The following is a 20,076-nucleotide window of genomic DNA, read 5'->3' as shown; positions in this document are numbered from 1 at the left end:
ATTTCACTTTCTATTCTGCCTTTTTGTCGGCAAAACCGCTGTTGGCAAAGAAATTGACTGGATACCTGCGCAGACAATTATTACTTATTATGACAGAAAACGAAAAAGACATGCAGACAAACGGTCAGGCTAACACTGGTAGCGAAAACGAAGGCATGCCAGAAGAAAATATAAGCAATAGTTCAAATACGAATAATGAATCAGATGAAGTGAGTGAGCTGGAGAAGAAAGAAAAGGAAGTAAGTGAAATCCGTGATAAGTACCTGCGGTTACAGGCAGAATTTGACAATTACCGTAAGCGTACTGCTAAAGAGCGTATAGAACTGATGCAAACAGCCAGCAAGGAAGTTATCATATCTTTACTGGATGTGCTGGATGATACCGACAGGGCTGAAAAACAGTTGGAAAATACAACAGATGTTGCGGTCGTTAAAGATGGCGTAATGCTGGTTTTCAATAAACTGAGAAACACCCTGCAAGCAAAAGGACTAAAGCCAATGGAGAGTATACACACCCCATTTGATCCGGATCTGCAAGAAGCTATTACCGAAATCCCTGCTCCCACGCCGGAGCTGGTTGGTAAGGTAGTAGATGTGCTGCAACCTGGTTATTACCTGAGTGACAAATTGATCCGTCATGCTAAGGTAATTGTGGGCAAATAAAATGACGATGTGGCATAATCTCTAAGGATGCCTATGCTAAAAGCTGACGTAAAACAATATTTTTTACCGGACAAGAGCTGGTGCCTGCACCAGCATTAAGTGATTATTATAATGTCTACCAAGAGAGATTATTACGAAATACTGGCTGTTGCCAAATCTGCTTCACAGGATGAAATTAAAAAGGCCTACCGCAAGGTGGCTATGCAGTTTCACCCTGACCGCAACCCCAATAACAAAGAGGCAGAAGAAAAATTCAAAGAAGCAGCTGAAGCTTATGAAGTATTAAGCGATCCTGATAAAAGGGCGCAATACGACCGCTTTGGCCATGCCGGCATGAATGGCAACCGTGGTGGTGGCGGATATGGCGGTGGTGGAATGAACATGGACGACATCTTCTCCAACTTCGGTGACATTTTTGGTAACGATGATATTTTCGGTAGCTTCTTTGGCGGCGGTGGCGCCCGTGGTGGCGGTGGAAACCGCCGTGGACGCGGTACCCGCGGCTCCAATCTCCGGGTTAAGATTCGTCTTACCTATGAAGAAATCGCCAAAGGCGCCAACAAAAAGATTAAAGTAAAAAAATATGTACCCTGCCAGCATTGCGGTGGCCTGGGTGCAAAAGATAAAAACGCATTCCAGTCATGTAATACCTGCGGCGGTTCCGGCCAGGTAAGAAAAGTTACCCAAACTTTCCTCGGACAAATGCAAACCGTTACCACCTGCCCTACCTGTCATGGTGAAGGCCAGATCATTACCAGCAAATGCGGCCACTGTAAAGGTGAAGGCCGTATGTACGGTGAGGAAATGGTGAGCATCGACATCCCGGCGGGCGTTCAGGAAGGCATGCAGCTGAGCATGAGTGGCAAAGGTAACGCCGGCGAAAGAGGCGGCGCACCCGGCGATCTGCTGATCCTCATCGAAGAAGAACCACATCCGGAGCTGCAACGCGACGGACTCAATGTAGCCTTCGATCTGCACATCTCCTTCCCCGATGCAGTATATGGCACCTCCCTGGAAGTGCCTACCATCGACGGAAAAGCCAAAATTAAAATCCCTCCCGGCACACAGAGCGGTAAAATATTCCGCCTGAAAGGCAAAGGATTCCCTTCCGTAAACTCTTATGAAAAAGGCGATCAGCTGATTCATGTGAACGTATGGACACCACAACACGTGACCGCGGAAGAGAAAGAAATGCTCGACAAATTACAATCGTCCGATAACTTCAAACCAAATCCCGAAAAATCTGATAAAGGATTCTTCGAAAAGGTAAGAGATATTTTCAGCTGATGCGGATTTTGTCTTTCTTGCTGATTACGCTGATTATACTGATTAATCGGATTTTTACTTTTGGATTTTTTTGGATTTTTAGATTAATAATATTTAAGGGAGATAAAAGCGAATATCCGCTTCTATCTCCCTTAATCCTTTATAAAATCAAAAGTAAGAATCCAGCTAATCAGTAAAATCAGCGTAATCCTGAGCCAAGACAAAATCCGCGCGCGGTAAACACTACACCATGGAACAAAAACTGCAGATGTTCGAAAACCGGCTGACGAAAGTTTTCCGGCATACCTCCAAACTGGCCAGACGACAAAACATCACCTGCTACCGGGTGTATGATGATGATATTCCTGAATTCCCCTTCAGTATAGAAATGTATGAAGACCATGTTTACATCGCAGAGTACCACCGCAAACACGGCATGGAAGAAGATGCACATGAAGAGTGGCTCGATACCTGCCTCGAACTGATCAGCAAAGTACTGGAAGTAGCGCCCAATAAAATATGGGTTAAACAACGGCAACGCAAAGAAAACAGGAAAAGCCAGTACGAAAAACTCAGCCTGGAAAGCCATATCATGACAGCTTACGAAGCTGGCCTGCAATTTAAAGTGAACCTTTCCGATTACCTCGATACCGGCTTATTCCTCGACCACCGCACTACCCGCAGCATGGTAAGGGAAGAAGCAAAAGACAAGAAAGTACTTAACCTGTTTTGTTATACCGGCTCGTTCTCCGTATACGCCGCCGCTGGTGGCGCAGCAGAAGTAACTTCTGTGGATCTGTCTAAAACCTACCTGGCCTGGGCAGAAGAAAATATGAAGCTGAACGGATTCGATAACCCGAAACATACTTTTGTACATGCGGATGTACTGCAATACCTCGATACCCTTAAACTTAATACCTACGACCTCGTGATCATAGACCCGCCTACTTTCTCCAACAGCAAACGGATGAAGGATTTCCTCGATGTACAGCGGGATCATGCGGATATGCTCAATAAAGTGCTGCTGGCTACAAAAAAAGATGGCATTGTTTACTTCAGTAACAACTACCGCCGGTTTGTACTGGAAGCCGATAAAATCAGCGCCTCCAGCATAAAGGATATTACCAATCAAACTTTACCATTTGATTTTCAGCAGAAGATGATCAGGAAGTGCTACCGGTTAATAAAATAAGGGATCAATGCTTTCCTTTGCGTACCATTTTTACCATCTTCAAAAACTCTGAGCGATAGTTGCCTTTGTCGGCGCCCAACGCCTGGCGGGCAATATCGTTCACCATTTCTATATTGCCTTTGCCGCAGTAAGACGACTTGCGCAGTAGCATCCCAAATAAAGCCACCCCCGCAGCAAAGCGGCAATCATCGGAGGCTTTATCAAAATTTTTCATTTCTGCAGATATAACACCGGGTAAATATTGCATCGCCGTATCCTGCGGATCCCGCCAGGATATTTTTACCTTTGCCAGCACTGAATCCACAGCAGCTTCCGGTGTGGGGATAATTTCATACAATGCCACAGAACAATGCCCGCTGCCAATGATCCCTCCGCTAAATTCTCCCTTCTCTGAGCTGTCGGCAGGCAGTATTTTATTTTCATAACCGATAAGCCTGTACGATTTTACGAGGGCTGGATTAAACCATACTTCCGACTGCACATCGCGGGCAATCGTAAACAGGGTGCTGCCGAATTCACGGGCAAATATTTTATTGGCTTCTTCCAGGTCATCTATATAGGCAAAATTACCATTCCCTTTACTGGACAGGGATTGCAGCTTTGAATCTTTATAATTCTTCATCCCAAAACCCAAACAGGTAAGCAATACTCCACTTTCCTTCTGCTGAACGATCAGCTCTTCCATTTCATTATCACTGCTGAGGCCTACGTTGAAATCGCCGTCGGTGGCCAGTATCACGCGGTTATTGCCCTCAGGGATATACTGCTCCGATGCGATCCGGTATGCCAGTTTAATGGCGGCTTCCCCTGCAGTGGCGCCACCGGCACTGAGATTATCTATTGCGTTCAGGATCTTTTCTTTCTGATCGCCGGGTGTAGCGGGTAAAAGAACACCGGGTTCGCCTGCATAGGCTACTATCGCTACTTTATCTACCGGGCGGAGGTTATTGACCAGGATGCGGAAAGCTGCCTGTAATAAAGGTAATTTATTGGGAGTGCCCATGGAGCCGGAAACATCCAGCAGGAAAACCAGGTTACTGGCGGGAAAACTATCTGTTTCCAATGCGCGGGCCCTGATGGCGATCTGTAATAACCGGTGGGTAGTTTCCCAGGGGCAGGTGGTGTAATTACTATACATAGCCATCGTTTCGCCGGCTAACGGTAACGGATAATCGTAGTGAAAGTAGTTGATCATCTCTTCAATACGAACGGCATCTACCGGCACCGCTTCTTTCAGCCGCACGAAGCGACGGATATTGCTGTACGCTGCCCTGTCCACATCCACGGCGAAGGTAGATATGGGATGGTTGGCCGTACGGACAAATTTATTTTCGTAGGTAGCTCCGTAAGTTTCATTGTAAAAGGAATGTACTCCCATGCCGGTATTACCGTAATTGGGATTGCTGCTATGCAACAGTTTTGACCGGGCTTTGGCAAGGGCCACCGGATCTGCATCTTTTCGTAGAGGCGATAACGTTATTAACAGCCTGTCGTATTTGCGCACCGTTATCTCTTTGGATTGATAACCGTTTTGCGTAAGCAATAACGTGGCCGATGCCGTGGGGATTGAAATTTTAAAAAGACCGAAAGCGTTTGTGACCACATGGACTGTGTCATCCATCACCTTCACCTGTACTCCTGCAACGGGGCGGTGGGATAAACTGTCTTCTACCGCTCCCGATACCCAGATTGTTTGCGCCTGCAGCCCTCCACCCCACAAAAGAAAGAGTAAAAGGTACTTGAGCATGTATTAAGTTAAGATTTTTTCCGGGCAAGCGCCCGGAAAAAATAATTACTGCCCGGATTCCACCAGTTGATAAATGGCTGGCAGATTCCGGCCCAGGCCATCGTAATCGAGACCGTATCCCAGCAGGAACTTATCGGGAACGGAAAAGCCCAGGTAATCTATTTTGATAGGATGTATCATCGCATCCGGCTTTGTGAGCAGCGCGGCCACCAGTAATTTTTTCGGTTGCTGATGCTCCAGCTGGGGCAGGAACTGGCTCATGGTCCGGCCGGTGTCCACGATATCCTCGAGGATCACTACGGTGCGTCCAAAGAGATCTTCGTCCAGGCCAATGGCCTGTACCACATTACCCGTAGATTTGGTGCCTTTATAGGAAGCCAGTTTAATAAACGAGATCTCCGCCTCAATGGTAAGGTATTTAAACACATCTGCGGCAAACATAAAGGAGCCGTTAAGAATGGCAATAAATAAAGGGCGCTCTCCCTCCAGATCTTTATTGATTTGTTCCGCCATCTCCTTCACCCGCTGCTGCAACGCCACTTCATCAATATAGGGCTGGAACTCCTTGTCATGCACTTTGATCAACGACATAATACGCTCATTTCCTTATTTAACAATCATCAGCAAAAAAAGATCGCTGCTTATTTACTTACCAGCAAACGCTGGCCGATTTTAATATCAAAACCCTGCAGGTTATTCCATTCCTGCAGCTGTGTAACAGACCGGTTGTACATTTTGGCAATGCCATACAACGTTTCCTTCGGCTGTACATCATGGTACTGCATGCCTGATTTCTGCACCGGTGCTGGTGTAGCTGGCCGCGGTGCTGGTTGCGGCACGGATGTTTTTGGCGTACCTGTATTCCCGGAGGTGGTTACCTGGCCGGCTTTCTTCAGGTCTTCTATCATGGCTACCGGCACACCACCCTGTTGCGGGGCTGGTTTTGTTTCCGGTACAGCACTAGCGCCTGCTGCATTTTGGGCCACTTCTTCTTTAATACCCTCCAGTGCTTTACGGGGAGAGAAATCTTCCGGGGGTTCCTGGTCTTCTTCTTTCAGTACCCGGGTATTTTTAGCCAGCCGCGGTGCTGCGGAAGCAAAACCGTCAAGCGTTAACCGCTGACCCGCAGCAGGTTCTTCCCCTTCATTCATTTTATTACGGCGGCGTAACCATCTTAACTGTACACCTTCTGCCTGGGCTACGTCGTGCATGGTTTCCCCGTTAACAACGCTGTGGTATTCCCTGCTTCCTCTTTTGCTTTTCTTTTGTAAGAAAACGATCATATCCTTTGCGGGCGGATTATCATTTTCCAGGTCGTTGTAACGTACCAGTTTACGCAGGCGCATATTACGCTGGTCGGCTACCTGGATGAGGGAGCTGCCGGCCTTTACATACACTGCTTTGCGGCCGTTGATTTCAAAGATGCCTTTCGGATAGCTGGCAGTTTGTTTGGTGGCCGTACTTTGATTTTTCCTTCCGGGAGATGTTTTGCTTCCCTTTTCGGTTACTTCGGCATACATCGTTCCATCGGTAGCTGCGCCACCGGCAGAAGGATCTTTACCCATAGCAATCATCGTATATTGCTGAAGGTTATAATCTTCAATTACTTTAATCAGCTGTTGCGGGTAAGTTTTGTTGGTGGCGTATCCGGCTTGTTTAAGACCAAAAGCCCATGATTTATAATCCTCGCCATCAAACTGGAAGAGGAAGGCATAGCGTGGGTTGGCGTGCAGAAAATCGGAGTGATCGCGGTAGGAATCGGTGGCGGATTCATATACGCGGAAACACTCCTGGGCTGCATCATCATCGTATTTGATGGTTTTGCCGGTCCAGGTATTTTTGCATTTAATACCGAAATGGTTGTTCGATTGTAAACACAAGGTGCCGTTGCCGGACTGTGTTTCTATAATCCCCTGCGCCAGTTTGATGGCGGCAGGCACGCCTGAGCGGCGCATTTCCTCAATGGCTAAGTTTTTATAGGTGGCAATGTACTGCTGCGTTGTGATGTTCTGTGCGTGCAGTACGGTAACGAAGCCAATAAGAAAACTGACTACCAATAAGAATTTTCTTACTTGCATGTATGTTCGGATTTAATGGGCGTTTTATTTCTTCCTGATCATCAGTACACCATCCCGCATGGTGAGTAATACCTGTTCCGCACGGTCATCTGCCAACACTTTTTCACAAAAACTGATCATGGCTTTTGCCTGGCGTCCCTGTTCATTTTCAGGCAGCAGTACCTGGCCGTGATACAACACGTTATCTGCCAGGATAAATCCGCCGGGACGCAGTTTATCCCAAACCAGGTCGTAGTACTGTTCATATCCGGATTTGTCCGCGTCAATAAACACCAGGTCGAATACTTCATCCAGTTGTTCAATGACATCGGCCGCTTTGCCGATATGCATTTTTATTTTATCTGCATTCCCGCTTGCCGAAAAATATTGATGACAAAGGGCTTCCAGTTCTTCGTTGATATCTACGGTGTGTAATATGCCATCGGGTGCGAGGCCTGCGGCCAGGCAAATCGCTGAGTACCCGGTGTAAGTGCCCAGTTCCAGGATGCGGCGGGGCCGGATCATATGGCTTATCATACTGAGGAACTGCCCTTGTACCTGCCCGCTCAACATATGCGGCAACGCTACCTTCAGATGTGTTTCCCTGTTCAGCTGGTACATCAATTCACTTTCCTGACTGGTATATTTTTCTGAATAGGCCTCCACTGCTGCCGGTATGAGCTCCATATATTAAAATTTCTGCAAAGCTAAGGAAAAGCGGCTAACCGACAGCCTGTTGCTTCCAACAGAAAAAGCGGATATATCCATAAACGCTATTCTGCCGGGTTTTATTCTCTCCGGGGTACGTTCACGTATATCCGCTTTTCCAGCCTGAAGGCAGGCTTTATCAGAAATTCGGTCTTAATTTATTGGTAGTGTAGAAAACACGGAAATATTCCACTACTTCATCTGCCGTGTCAAATAACTGCAGCAGATCGAGGTCCTGCGGGTTAATATTGCTTTCCTTTTCCATCATGACGTTACGGATCCAGTCGAGCAGGCCACTCCAATACTCTTTCCCTACCAGCACCATCGGCGTTTCCTCCATTTTCTTGGTTTGAATAAGGGTGGCTACTTCAAAGAATTCATCCATTGTACCAAAGCCACCGGGCATCATCACAAAGCCCTGGGAATACTTGGTAAACATTACTTTACGGACAAAGAAGTAATCGAAATTGAGACTATTTTCCGGGTCTATATAAACATTGGGATGTTGCTCGTGCGGCAGGGTGATATTGGCGCCCACTGATTTACCATGTGCTGCCTGCGCGCCTCTGTTGGCGGCTTCCATAACACCTGGTCCGCCACCCGTGATAATACCAAAGCCTTCTTCTGCCAGCCTGGTGGATATTTCCTGGGCCAGGTCGTAATAACGGTTGCCTGGTTTGGTACGGGCCGATCCGAATATGGAAATACAGGGTCCTATTTTAGCCAGTTTCTCAAATCCTTCAACAAACTCCGCCATTATCTTGAATATCTGCCAGCTGGAATGCGCTCTTGTTTCCGTCCAGTCTCTTTCTTTAAGATTCTTTATACTACTGTTCATGCAACTGCTTTTTTATTATGCTATAAAACACCTTCCCCCGTGCAGGCACGCGGAATGATGTAATTTATATAATAATTGGCTTACAGTAACAGCTATACGCATAAAAAAAGCAGGTAACTATATAGAAACCTGCTTTACATTTAACACGTTATGAACGTGCAGCGATGTTAAATAAACATCGCTGCAGAAACGTTGCTAATGCTGGCAATCAAAAAAATAAATAATGTTGAAATTTAGTAAGATAGTACTACCGTTTAATCAACAGATGTTCTCATAACGCTTAATCTCCATTAATTTATTAATTATTTAAGCAATAACCTAATTTAAATTTATCAAGGTTACGCAAAGGTATGCGCGCCTGCCACTACTTCTTCGGCCAGCCCGAAAGACAATGTCATCCCGGCTCCGCCAAGACCATTTACGATCGTTACATTTTTTTCAGGAGAGAATACCAGGTCTGTTTTGCCATTGGTAAGTTTTGGGTAAATGCCATGCCATTGTTCCTGGATGGTGTACTCCGGCGCCTGTAAAAACGTATGCATATACTGCAGGATGAGTTCATTGATAAATGCTTTATCAAATGGTTCGAAGTCCGGACCATATTCATGCGAGTCACCAATGGTGAGTTCGCCTGCGCCATTTTGAGAGATCAGCAGGTGAATGCCCCATTTCACATACTCCGGCATTTCCTGTGCGAAGCGCTGCTTCAGTGGTTCCAGGGTTTTACAGCTTTCGAAGGCCGCATAATGCCCCAGGGTTAAGCCGGCACACAGTGCGGGGCCTAGCTGCCAGTTGCCCGGTTGCGGAATGGTACGCATCATCTGCAGTTTGCATTTTTTCAGCGGTGCAGCCGCAAACTCAGTAGGGTAAAGCGTTTCAAAGTCAGCGCCGCTGCAAACAAATACCTCTTCCACTTTCCAGCGCTCGTCTTTTGTTTCAATAAAGGGCATATTGATGCCATTTACCGCCGTACCAAAACGAACCGTTACGTTCAGGTGTTCCTCTAAATGCTTTGCGATAGCGGCACTGGCCTGGCGTGGGTTCACGGTCATTTCGGAAGCGCTCCACAATGCGCCTTTCAACCCGTTTGTTTTAATAGCGCTGGTATATTTTCCTATTTGTGAGGGAGCAATCAGCTCACAGCTGTAACCGCTGCCGGGAGCGGCCTGTACAAATTCTTCCAATACCGCCAGTTCATCTTTTTCATACGCCAGGTGCAGTGATCCGGTTTCCTGGCACTGCAACCCGGTGGCAGCAGCCAGCTCCTTCCAGGTACGGCGGCTGCGCATAGCGCGGTTGTGCATTTTACCGGCAGTTTGCCCGATGGGCCATACCAACCCGAAATTGCGGATGGAAGCGCTGATCGCTTTGCTGTTACGTTCAAACAGCACTACTTTTCTTCCTTTTGACGCCAGGTGGTAACACATGGCCAATCCCACTATTCCTGCACCTATTACTGCTACATCTGCCTGTTGTTGTTGCATGATATCAATGTAAAGTGTGATTAAAATATAGATAGCAGTTCATCCAGAGATGCTACCAGGTGGGTATGCGGACCTTTCTCCAGCTCTTCCCGCGTATAAGCGCCGGTAGTAACGCCTATTACATAGCGGCAACCCGCATTGGTGCCTTCTTCCAGGTCGGAAATAGTATCGCCGGTTTTAGCGACCGACAGTATACTGCGGATTCCCAGCTGTTCCATGATCCGGTAAATCATATACGGATACGGACGGCCGAAGGGCACTTCATCGCTGGTAGCCACGGCATCAATAAGTCCTTTTTGCTGCCAGCCCACCCTTTCCAGGATTACGTTGGTAATAGCCCTGTCGAAACCCGTATCCAGTGCCACTTTAATACCTTTTGCCTTCAGTGCGGCAAATACCGCCGATACCCCTTCTTTTTCCCTTACCGCAGGATGCGTGGCATAATGCACTTTCATGTCCGCTACAAAACGGCTGTGCAGGTCGCCAATAAAGGTTTCGTCGCTGTAGCGGCTATCCTTCTGCTGCTGCAACAAATAGCGGATAGCATACGGTTTGGCGTATCCCATCACCTCGTTCACCTGTTCCAGCGTTACTGTAACACCCGCCAGCCCGATCGTTTGCTGCAACACCTTTGCTACATTGGATTCATCATGCAGGGTAGTGCCTGCAATATCAAAAACAACTAATTGTATTCCCATCTTTTCCCATTGTTAATATGTGGCAAAGATAAGGAGTTACTAAAAATAAGTTTAGCATTTATAAACATTTAACATGCGCGTAATATGCGAATTTTGTCTTTCCCGCTGATTACACTGATTATACTGATTAGCTGGATTTTTGCTTTTGGATTTTGTAAGGATTTTAAATGATTCGGGGAGATATAAGCGGATATTTTCGCTTATATCTCCCCGAATCATTTAAAATCCAAAGAAATAAAATCCTTGTAATCAGTATAATCAGCGTAATCAGCGGGAAAGACAAAATTCGCTAGAAGCCGAGCCCTGCGCCCACCCGGTATATCAGGCTGTTGTTATAGGGCGAGCGGTCGTCCTGGATCACATCATATAAAATGGAGATGCCAATACCTACCCTGCCGCCTACGCTTTGGGTGTAACCCGCGCCTACCAGTAAGCTGGGAACGCCATAGTTGGTTTTGTAGGTTTGTTTTTCGTTGTTGTTGAGGTAAACGGTAGAATTTTGTGTAACGAAATTATATTCAGGCTGAACATGTATAAATACCATCGGGAGCGGATATACACGGCCCCAGATACCACCGCCAAAGATGGTGTATTTGTCGCGCTGGGTGGTATTACCGGTGTAGTAATCACGTGATTTAAATTGCCCGTACTGTGCGTTTAAATTAACACCTGCAGCGATGTAGTCGGAGAAGCGGTAACCTACCAGCGGAGAGATATCCACGTTGGTAACATCGCCAAACACCATTCCCAGCGAACCGCCTAATACCAAACGGGAAGGATCAAAGCCCTTACGGGCAACGGTATCTGTTTTATAATACTGGGCGTGTGCCAGCTGTACGCCAGCCAGCAGGAAAATACATATCAATAAACGTTTCATGATCAGCTTTATTAAGTTTAACTATTTACCGGCAGAAAGGTTTAACAATCGAAAATTTTACCCCGGTTTAATATATTCTTTGGATCAAAGATCTGTTTTATTTGCTTCATGAGTTGCATGGATGTGTGGTCAAAAATGATATCCATATAGTTTTTCTGTACCAACCCAATACCATGCTCACCGGAGATGGTACCGCCCAATGCTTTCACCAGCTGAAAAATTTCCCGTATACCTTCCGTGAGGGTTCCGTTCCATTGTTCTTCCGTGAGGGTGCCGCGGATAATATTTACGTGCAGGTTACCATCGCCGGCATGCCCGTAGCACACTGAATGGAATCCATACCTGTTCCCGATTTCCTTCACGCCTTTCAGTAATACCGGCAGTTCTGCGCGGGGTACCACGGTATCTTCTTCTTTATATACGGAATTTGCCTTTACGGCTTCCGCCACCCGGCGGCGCAGTTTCCAGAGTTCTTCCTTCTGCTGGGAATCTTCTGCAAACAATATCTCCCCTATATCAAAACCTTCTACCACACCGGCAATACCTTCCATTTCCTGCATCAGCACTTCCGGGTAGTTCCCATCCACTTCTATGAGCAGGTGTGCCTGTATATCGTCTTCTATTTTAACTGCGCTGCTTTGTACATATTTTGTTACCCAGTCAATGGCGTCACGCTCCATAAATTCCATGGCCGAAGGTGTGTAACCCGCCCGGAATATAGCGCTTACCGCTTCACAGGCGCTTTCAGCAGAGCGGAAAGGAACCAGCATCAGCAGGTCTGTTTTGGGTAGTGGTATTAGGCGTAATACTATTTTGGTAACGATGCCCAGGGTGCCTTCGCTGCCTACTACCAGCTGGGTAAGATTGTAACCGGTGGCATTTTTCAGCACATTGGCGCCCGTCCAGATCACTTCACCGCTGGGCAGCACCATTTCCAGGTTCAGCACATAATCCTTTACCACGCCATATTTCACCGCTTTGGGGCCGCCAGAATTTTCCGCAATATTACCACCAATAAAGCAGGTACCGCGACTGCTCGGGTCGGGCGGATAAAACAATCCCTTTTCTTTTACGGCGTTCTGTAATTCTTCTGTGATCACACCGGGTTCGGTGATTACCTGCAGGTTCCTTTCATCTATGAGGGTGATGCGGTTAAACCGTTCCATGGATATGAGCACGCCTCCAAACTGGGCGAGCGCTCCTCCACTGAGCCCTGTACCGCCACCACGGGGAGTTACGGGCAACAATGCTTCATTGCATAATTTCATGATACGGCTTACCTGTTCGGTGGTATCCGGCTTAACTACTACTTCGGGGAGATAATGCAGATCCTCGGTTTCATCCTGTGCATAACGGCTCATACTTTCTTCGTCGGCCAATACATATTGCGCTCCGGCTATTTCACGTAATGCCGCTACGTGAGCGGCAGTTACTTTATTGAACGTTGTCATGGAACAAAAATAATCATAATGCCGGTTAGGTGGTATATCCGGACTGTTAAAAAGAGGGACAGATCGTAGATCTTCTCGCATTGTTAAAGGTGCGGTTGCTGTAAAGTCCTGTATAAACGATGCCTATCTCATAAGCGCCACGCCGGTTGTTGGCGGCAGAGAGACTGGAGGTAGTGATATCGTAGTTAAACATGAGTTTTATGGCGTTGATCTGGTAGCCAACCAGGAATACCGCCGCATCATTGGCGCGGTAATAAACGCCGCCATACAGTTGTTGTACACCGTCGCCGGAAAGATTATAGGCTGCATTGGCGCCCAGCATCAGTTCCCGTGCGCCGGCCTGTGTGGCATAATACGCTGCAGGGTTCAGGATCACTTTATCGCTCATTTTCAAACTCGCATTCAGGAACCCGATATACCGCCGGGGAACGGTGTTATTGCCATCAAAAAAGGTTTCCCGGGGTGTGTTGATATGTTGTACAGAAAAGCCTGCATTTACATAAATATTATCGGTAGGAAAATAAGCATAATTCAAGCCTGCCTGCAGGTCGAAATAATTGACGCTGCTTTGGGTGATGGGTTCCCCGGTGGGGATCTGTGAATCAAAGAATTTACCATTCCACTGGTCGGCGAATGTGAGCTTGGTGATATCCACCCGTTTGCCGGCGGAGCCTACGTTGAACCCTGCGGATAACAGGCTGCTAAAACCCAGGAGCTGGTGATAAGCGATAGAAGCGTATCCTTTGGTGGAGGTGAGGTTTCCTGCGCCGGCCACGTCGCGGAGCAGTACGCCCCCGATGCCCACCCAGCCATATTCCAGCTGATCGCGGAATAGTTGGAAGTCGCCATATGCCGACATCGTCCGGTAAGGTATCGGAACGCTGGTCCACTGATCACGGTAATTAATGCCAATACGGTAATTGCCGTCCGGAATGAACCCGGTATTGGCAGGGTTAGTTGTCAACGGCGAATTAAAAAACTGTGAAAAATGGAGGTCCTGTGCGTACGCCCCACCCATTGAAACAATTAATAAAATTGCCAGACATGTTGATAATTTAACGATCTGATTCATGGCTCATCATCTTAACAAGGTTACACTTCCTGATCTGCTGCCTTTGGTGCCATCCGTAAACTCGAGGTTTACGATATAGGCATAAGCATCCATGGGCTGAATATTTCCTTTAAACCGGCCATCCCATCCGATTTGAGGATCCGAACTTTCAAAAACCAATTGACCCCAACGGTTAAATATTTTAAGATTGAATTTGGTCGCTCCAAAAGCTTTTACATAAAACACATTGTTCTTACCACCCGGTGCAAAGGCGTTGGGCACATCAAACAGCGGTACCACAATAGCGCTTACTTCTTCACATTTTGTATCCGTACAGCCTTCTGCGTTAGTAACAGTAAGACACACATTGTATGTACCTGTGCGCAGGTATTGATGGCTGGGGTTGGGAAGGGAAGAAGTATCCCCGTCGCCAAAATTCCAGAGGTAATGTATCACGTTTGCCGAGGAACCATTCAGGAACTGTATCGGCGTATTTTCAATTGCTTTGGTGGGTGAAAAGTCGAAGTCTGCTACAGGCGGCGCTGCCACATTTATTTCCTGTGTAATCGAATCCCGTTTGTTACAGGTGTTTGGATCGTCTACCTCCAGGGTTATTTTCCAGCGGCCTGCTCTGTTAAATGTATGTACCGGGTAAGGATCGTGTGAAACGGAACCATCATCTTCAAAGGTCCAGGTGAAAGTTTCACCGCCCTCGGTGGTATTCTCCATTTGTATTTCTGTGCCAACGCAAACCGTTCCCGGGTCGGTAAATTTCGCTATAACGTTCTCGGCTACACGCAGGGTATAGGTAATTGTTTGCGGTGCGTTACAGAAATTGGTATCCACCAGTGTAAGGGTAGCATTATAGATGCCGGCATTCTGGTAATAGTGGAATAGCGGGAAGGTATCTAAACCGGTATAGAATGGAGGTGTTCCGTCGCCATAGTCGAGGATAAATGAGCTGTCCCTGAAATCCGCAGCGGGTGTGGATTCATTGACAAACATATACTTCAGGCTATCGCATGGATCCTGGCGCCGGGCTTCAAAATGGAGTATCGCTTCATTGTTGCCCAGTTTTACGGGTACGTAGGCGGTATCTGATCCGTTACAACTTTGCGGATCATATTTTACCATTCTTACGCGGAAGGTGCCAGTTTTTGTAAAGATGTGCGTCACCGTATCTCCTTCAGGCCCCAAATTCAGCGTGGTGCCATCATCGGGGAAGAACCACTGATACGACTTACCTGGTAAACGGGTGGTATCCACAAAGGTGATGGTATCCGGTACGCAGTAGTTGGTGCGCCTGTCGAGTGTTTTGGCGCCTGCTTTCACCCCATCGAGGTTAAAGGCAATTTTCAGCGCTCCGAGATTACAGGAGGCTGGCGGTGTGCTGGAGTAGGCGCCCGGCGTGGTCGGGTACCGCGGTTTGAAACCGCTGTTGCTCACGTTGCACCAGGCGCAGATGCCCTGGTAGATAATACCGTTGCGATCGAAGCGGCTGGTACCGCCATCTACGTGTTCATACAAACCGGAGCCGCCAAAATAGCTGGCATACAATGGGCCCTGGGTGGGACTAAACCGTACGGCATCGCGCTGCAGCACATAGAAATAAAAATCCATCCCGTCTGTGCTGCGTTGCAGCGCATCCGGGGTGGTAGTTAAACCGGAAGTTCCTGAATTCGGGTAGTGCAGGGAGGTATTGATACCTCCGCCCCATCCGGACACGTATACATTTTCGCAGCGGTCTACCAGGAAGGCGGTGGGAGAAATATTAGGGGAAGAAACCAGTGTTCTTCTTTTTCCGAAAGTAGTGGAATACACGAATGCGGACAGGTTTGCCTGGAGCTTCGAGATAAACTGCAGTCCGTTTTCATTGTATCCATTGGCGCTTACTTGTATGATGGGCCATGCTCCTTCTGTGGTGCCCATTACGTATACAAATCCGTTTTTATCGAGCTGGATACCGTATATCTGGTCGGCTGCGGCATTATCCGAACCGAGGAAAGTACTCTGGATAATGTTTCTTCCGTCGTTTGAAATGTGCGCAATAAACCCATCGCATACGCCGCCGCGGTACTGGGGGTATATGGTGCCTGCGGTAACGGGGAAGTCGTCGCTGGCGGTGCCCCCGGCCACATACAAGGTATTGAGGCCGTTTAATGCAATTACATAAGCTGCATCTTCCTTGCTGCCTCCGAGGTAACTGGCCCATACCAGGTCCTGGCAAAGCGGGTTTATTTTCATGATCACACCGTCCTGTGAGCCTTTATTGGTACCCTGGAATACGCCGGCTGTTACGGGAAAATCGGTGGAGCGGGTGCAGCTGGCCACATAAATATAGCCTGCATTATCCACTACCACTTCGCTGCGGGCGTCGTCGCCATAGTTGCGCAGCAGTACCCAGTCGCCGGACTGGCGGTCTGCCCGCATATTTACACCGTCGTCGCCACCGCCGGCAATGATCAGTGAGCCGATAATAGCGGTGCCTGTGGCGTTTATTTTAGTAATGGCGATATCCCATCCTCCGCGGGTTCCTTTTACGTTGGTATTGGGATAGTCGCTGGAAGTAGTTCTGCCGGAGATCACGAGGTTACCCTGCTGATCTACAAATAAGCTATGCGGTTGTTCCAAGCCGCTGCCGCCCATGTAAGTGGCGTATACCAGCCTGGTTCCGTTGGTGTTGAATTTGGAAATGCCGATATCAAACTGTCCGCCGCCATAAACGCTTTGTACTGCCCCGGTTGTTATGGGGTAGCCCGGATTAAACACAATACCGCCGCCGTATAAATTGCCGGCATCATCGTAGGTAGCGGTAAAGCCCCAGTTATCCGTGCGGGAGCCGGATACGGTAGAAAAAACGTAGATTGGATCTATCACCAGCGGGTAGGCCGTGTTATACTCACCGGATATTTTGAAGCCCAGTTTATTACCATTTAACCGGTAGGACACCTTTACGGTTACACGTTGATTATTGATATACTGGTAAGCAAAGGGCAGTTGTTCAATCACATCGCCCACAGAGGTGTGCACCAGTAACTGGCCTTTTTTCAGTTCCATGCCGGTAGCGCCTTCATATACCATCTGGATATTATCCGGGTTAGCGCCCGGATGCACAATCAGGTCATATTTCAGTTGGGAACCTTCAGAGTAAACATGCGCGTCGATGCCGGAATAAAGGGAGTTATAATTAACGCCCTGGAAGGAACCTACCCCGGTTGCCCATTTGGTGCGGTCGTTTCCGATGAAGTAGCTGCTTTTGGCGTCCTGTTCTTTTTCGGGTACTATTTGTACGTCGGGATTGGCGTTCAGGAAAGTAACGTTATAGGCGTGTCCGCGCACATCAGGAATTTTGCCGGGCCGCGGAGGGGGCTGGCCATTCCCTGGCTGGGCAGGTGCTGGTTTAAAGTTGCTTTTCGGAACGTATACCGTATCACTCCGGTGGGAGTGTCCGTGCACATATTCGTTCAGGCTCCAGAGATCCTGCTGGTTCATCATCAGGAAAGTGAAGCCTGTTTTTTTGAGGAAGATAGCAGCGCCATCCAGTTCTGTTCTGTAGATGACATCTTTATCCCACTGGCCTTTGTTCTCAATAAAATTCAGCGGTGTGAAGTTCGCATGTTGCTGCTGCGCCTGGGCGGATCGTCCGGTGAACAAAAAGCAAATCATTAATCCAATAAGGCCGGTCGGGAAGGTAAATTTCAACGGGATTAGATTTTATTTTATTCTTAAAAACCAATATAATACTATTAAACGCAGAAGCCACTCAAATTGTTACGGTCGGGAAAGGCACAAAACTTCTGAATTGAGGAATAACAGGCTAAATGGGAAACAAGGTGAATCTCAGCTTCAGCAGCTTTATACTTTTTTAATTCATCCATTAGTTAATAAACGTAAAAACCATCAGGAAATTTTACTCCAGACAGATTTACTTCTCTGGGCAGCTAAAAATTCTTTTAGTGCCTGATTTTCAGGCAGAAGCAGATCGGTGTCTTCTTCCAGGATCTTTTCTGCGCTGGCGCGGGCGGCGTCGAGGATGGGTTTGTCCGCAACGATATCCGCCAGTTTAAAGTCGAGTACCCCGCTCTGGCGGGTGCCTTCAATATCTCCGGGGCCTCTCAGTTCCATATCTTTCTCCGAAATAATAAATCCGTCGTTGGTTTGCACCATTACGTTGATCCGTTCGCGGGAATCCTGGCCTAGCTTATTACCGGTCATGAGCACGCAGAAGGACTGTTCCGCTCCGCGGCCCACCCTTCCCCGCAACTGGTGGAGCTGCGACAGCCCGAAACGTTCGGTGCTTTCTATCACCATTACGGAGGCGTTGGGCACGTTCACCCCTACTTCAATAACGGTGGTGGCTACCATAATATGGGTATCGCCGGTTACAAAGCGCTGCATGTTGGTTTGCCGCTGTTCGGCCGGCTGGCGGCCATGTACCATACTGATATAATACTGCGGTTCGGGGAAGAAAGCTTTCACCTCTTCATATCCTTTCATCAGGTTTTCATAGTCCAGCTTCTCTGAATCTTCGATCAGCGGGTATACGATGTATGCCTGTCGTCCTTTCTTTACTTCTTCCTTTATAAAATCCATTACCTGCGGCCGTTGATATTCGGTGCGGTGCACGGTAGTAATGGGTTTACGTCCCGGGGGCATTTCATCAATAACGGATACATCCAGGTCGCCGTAAATGGTCATAGCCAGTGTTCTTGGTATAGGCGTTGCCGTCATAACAAGAATGTGTGGCGGGATGGTATTTTTTTCCCATAGGCGTGCCCGTTGTGCCACGCCGAAGCGGTGTTGTTCATCCACGATGGCCATTCCAAGGTTTTTGAACGCCACTTCTTTTTCCAGCAGGGCGTGGGTGCCCACGAGGATATCGATGCTGCCATCGAGGGCGCCGGCCAGTATTTGCTTACGTGCCTTGCCTTTGATGCTGCCGGTAAGCAGTGCTACCTTTACATCCATCCGCTCCAGCAATTCGGAGATACCTTTAAAGTGCTGCTGCGACAGGATTTCCGTGGGCGCCATGAGGCAGGCCTGGAAGCCGTTGTCTTTTGCCAGCAACATGGATAGCAGGGCTACCATTGTTTTGCCGCTGCCTACATCTCCCTGCAGAAGGCGGTTCATCTGCCGTCCGTGAACGGTATCTGTTCTTATTTCTTTCAATACCCTTTTCTGTGCGCCTGTTAAGGAAAAGGGAAGATGATTGTTATAGAATTCATTAAAAGATTCGCCTACTGCACCAAACACAAAGCCGTGTGATTGCTTGTGTCTTTTGAGCTTTAACCTGCATATACGGATTTGTGCAATAAACAGTTCTTCAAATTTCAGCCGTCGTTGTGCCAGTCGTGCATCGTCTTCGCTGGCGGGCAAATGGATCCGGAAATAGGCCATCGCACGGGGCATGAGCCGGTATTGCTGTAATACTTCCGCGGGGATATTTTCCCTGATTTCCAGTGGAGATAATTGTTCCAGCAGGTTTTTGGTCAATTTTCCTATAGCCTTTGCCGTTAGTCCGCGGGCTTTGAGTTTTTCTGTGGTATAATAAACTGGTTCCAGGAATTGTTTACCGGTAGCAATTTCTTCTGTGAGCAGGTCCACCTCCGGGTGTGCCAGCTGGGTAACGCCATTGAATACGGAGATCCTGCCGAATACGAGGTAGGCCACATTTTCCTTCAGTGATTTCTGCATCCATTGCCAGCCCTGAAACCATACCAGGTCGATGGTGCCTGTTTCATCTTTAAAAGTAGCCACCAGTCTTTTCGACCTGTTCTCTCCCATTACCACCATGTTGATGATCTTTCCGCGGATCTGCACAAAATCTTCATACCCGCTGAGGGAGGCAATTTTATCAATCCTGGTACGATCTACATAACGGAAAGGAAAATATTGCAGGAGGTCGCCGAAGGTATATACTTTGATTTCTTTACGCAGCAGTTCTCCTTTCTGCGGGCCTACTCCTTTCAGGTATTCTATCGGATTTGATAATATGGCAGTAAAGGTAGAAATGGTTATTTCGTTTTTTATGAACAACAAAAATAA

At 47.7% G+C, this 20,076-nt stretch carries 15 protein-coding genes; 3 read left to right on the top strand and 12 right to left on the bottom strand.

Going from position 1 to position 20,076, the window contains the following annotated elements; all coding sequences use genetic code 11:
* Window positions 1-89: 89 nt before the first annotated feature.
* The 3 genes from AB6805_RS10520 to AB6805_RS10510 all read left to right on the top strand — a co-directional run bounded on the left by AB6805_RS10520 (window position 90) and on the right by AB6805_RS10510 (window position 3,120).
* Window positions 90-662 carry a nucleotide exchange factor GrpE gene (locus AB6805_RS10520; RefSeq protein ID WP_370909381.1) on the top strand — a complete coding sequence of 191 codons (573 nt, stop codon included), beginning with the start codon at window positions 90-92 and terminating at the stop codon, window positions 660-662.
* Between the two features lie 111 nt (window positions 663-773).
* Complete coding sequence (gene dnaJ, locus AB6805_RS10515; RefSeq protein WP_370909380.1) at window positions 774-1,949, top strand: molecular chaperone DnaJ; 1,176 nt, start codon at window positions 774-776, stop codon at window positions 1,947-1,949.
* 229 nt (window positions 1,950-2,178) lie between these two features.
* A complete protein-coding gene (locus AB6805_RS10510; protein WP_370909379.1) occupies window positions 2,179-3,120 on the top strand; it encodes a class I SAM-dependent methyltransferase in 942 nt (313 codons plus the stop codon).
* Window positions 3,121-3,124: 4 nt separating this feature from the next.
* Here the strand turns inward: AB6805_RS10510 and AB6805_RS10505 are convergent, their stop codons facing one another.
* The 12 genes from AB6805_RS10505 to recG form a co-directional block, all read right to left on the bottom strand.
* A complete protein-coding gene (locus tag AB6805_RS10505) occupies window positions 3,125-4,867 on the bottom strand; it encodes a von Willebrand factor type A domain-containing protein (RefSeq protein ID WP_370909378.1) in 1,743 nt (580 codons plus the stop codon).
* A gap of 45 nt (window positions 4,868-4,912) precedes the next feature.
* The gene (gene hpt, locus AB6805_RS10500; RefSeq protein WP_370909377.1) at window positions 4,913-5,458 is read right to left on the bottom strand and encodes a hypoxanthine phosphoribosyltransferase; all 546 of its coding nucleotides are present in this window, start codon (window positions 5,456-5,458) and stop codon (window positions 4,913-4,915) included.
* A 50-nt stretch (window positions 5,459-5,508) separates the two neighbouring features.
* Window positions 5,509-6,945: a glucosaminidase domain-containing protein gene (locus AB6805_RS10495; protein WP_370909376.1), complete on the bottom strand. Its 1,437-nt coding sequence runs from the start codon at window positions 6,943-6,945 to the stop codon at window positions 5,509-5,511.
* A gap of 24 nt (window positions 6,946-6,969) precedes the next feature.
* Window positions 6,970-7,611, bottom strand: coding sequence for an O-methyltransferase (locus AB6805_RS10490; protein ID WP_370909375.1), 642 nt, complete (start codon window positions 7,609-7,611; stop codon window positions 6,970-6,972).
* A gap of 160 nt (window positions 7,612-7,771) precedes the next feature.
* The gene (locus AB6805_RS10485; protein ID WP_370909374.1) at window positions 7,772-8,470 is read right to left on the bottom strand and encodes a TIGR00730 family Rossman fold protein; all 699 of its coding nucleotides are present in this window, start codon (window positions 8,468-8,470) and stop codon (window positions 7,772-7,774) included.
* A gap of 338 nt (window positions 8,471-8,808) precedes the next feature.
* Window positions 8,809-9,954 carry a TIGR03364 family FAD-dependent oxidoreductase gene (locus AB6805_RS10480; RefSeq protein WP_370909373.1) on the bottom strand — a complete coding sequence of 382 codons (1,146 nt, stop codon included), beginning with the start codon at window positions 9,952-9,954 and terminating at the stop codon, window positions 8,809-8,811.
* Between the two features lie 20 nt (window positions 9,955-9,974).
* Window positions 9,975-10,652, bottom strand: coding sequence for a phosphonatase-like hydrolase (locus AB6805_RS10475; RefSeq protein WP_370909372.1), 678 nt, complete (start codon window positions 10,650-10,652; stop codon window positions 9,975-9,977).
* Between the two features lie 289 nt (window positions 10,653-10,941).
* Window positions 10,942-11,529: a hypothetical protein gene (locus AB6805_RS10470; RefSeq protein ID WP_370909371.1), complete on the bottom strand. Its 588-nt coding sequence runs from the start codon at window positions 11,527-11,529 to the stop codon at window positions 10,942-10,944.
* A gap of 41 nt (window positions 11,530-11,570) precedes the next feature.
* Entirely contained in the window at window positions 11,571-12,980 is a 1,410-nt protein-coding gene (locus tag AB6805_RS10465) for an FAD-binding oxidoreductase (RefSeq protein ID WP_370909370.1), read from the bottom strand.
* 46 nt (window positions 12,981-13,026) lie between these two features.
* On the bottom strand, window positions 13,027-14,052 hold the full coding sequence (locus AB6805_RS10460) for a PorP/SprF family type IX secretion system membrane protein (protein ID WP_370909369.1): 1,026 nt from the start codon (window positions 14,050-14,052) through the stop codon (window positions 13,027-13,029).
* A gap of 6 nt (window positions 14,053-14,058) precedes the next feature.
* Window positions 14,059-17,685 carry a PKD domain-containing protein gene (locus AB6805_RS10455; RefSeq protein WP_370909368.1) on the bottom strand — a complete coding sequence of 1,209 codons (3,627 nt, stop codon included), beginning with the start codon at window positions 17,683-17,685 and terminating at the stop codon, window positions 14,059-14,061.
* A gap of 246 nt (window positions 17,686-17,931) precedes the next feature.
* The gene (gene recG, locus AB6805_RS10450; protein WP_370909367.1) at window positions 17,932-20,070 is read right to left on the bottom strand and encodes an ATP-dependent DNA helicase RecG; all 2,139 of its coding nucleotides are present in this window, start codon (window positions 20,068-20,070) and stop codon (window positions 17,932-17,934) included.
* Window positions 20,071-20,076: the final 6 nt, after the last annotated feature.

This window comes from Chitinophaga sp. RCC_12 (genome assembly GCF_041360695.1).
In the GTDB taxonomy this organism is placed as follows: domain Bacteria; phylum Bacteroidota; class Bacteroidia; order Chitinophagales; family Chitinophagaceae; genus Chitinophaga.
Note: the sequence above shows the minus strand (reverse complement) of the source record. Positions and strands in the feature narration are given on the sequence as shown.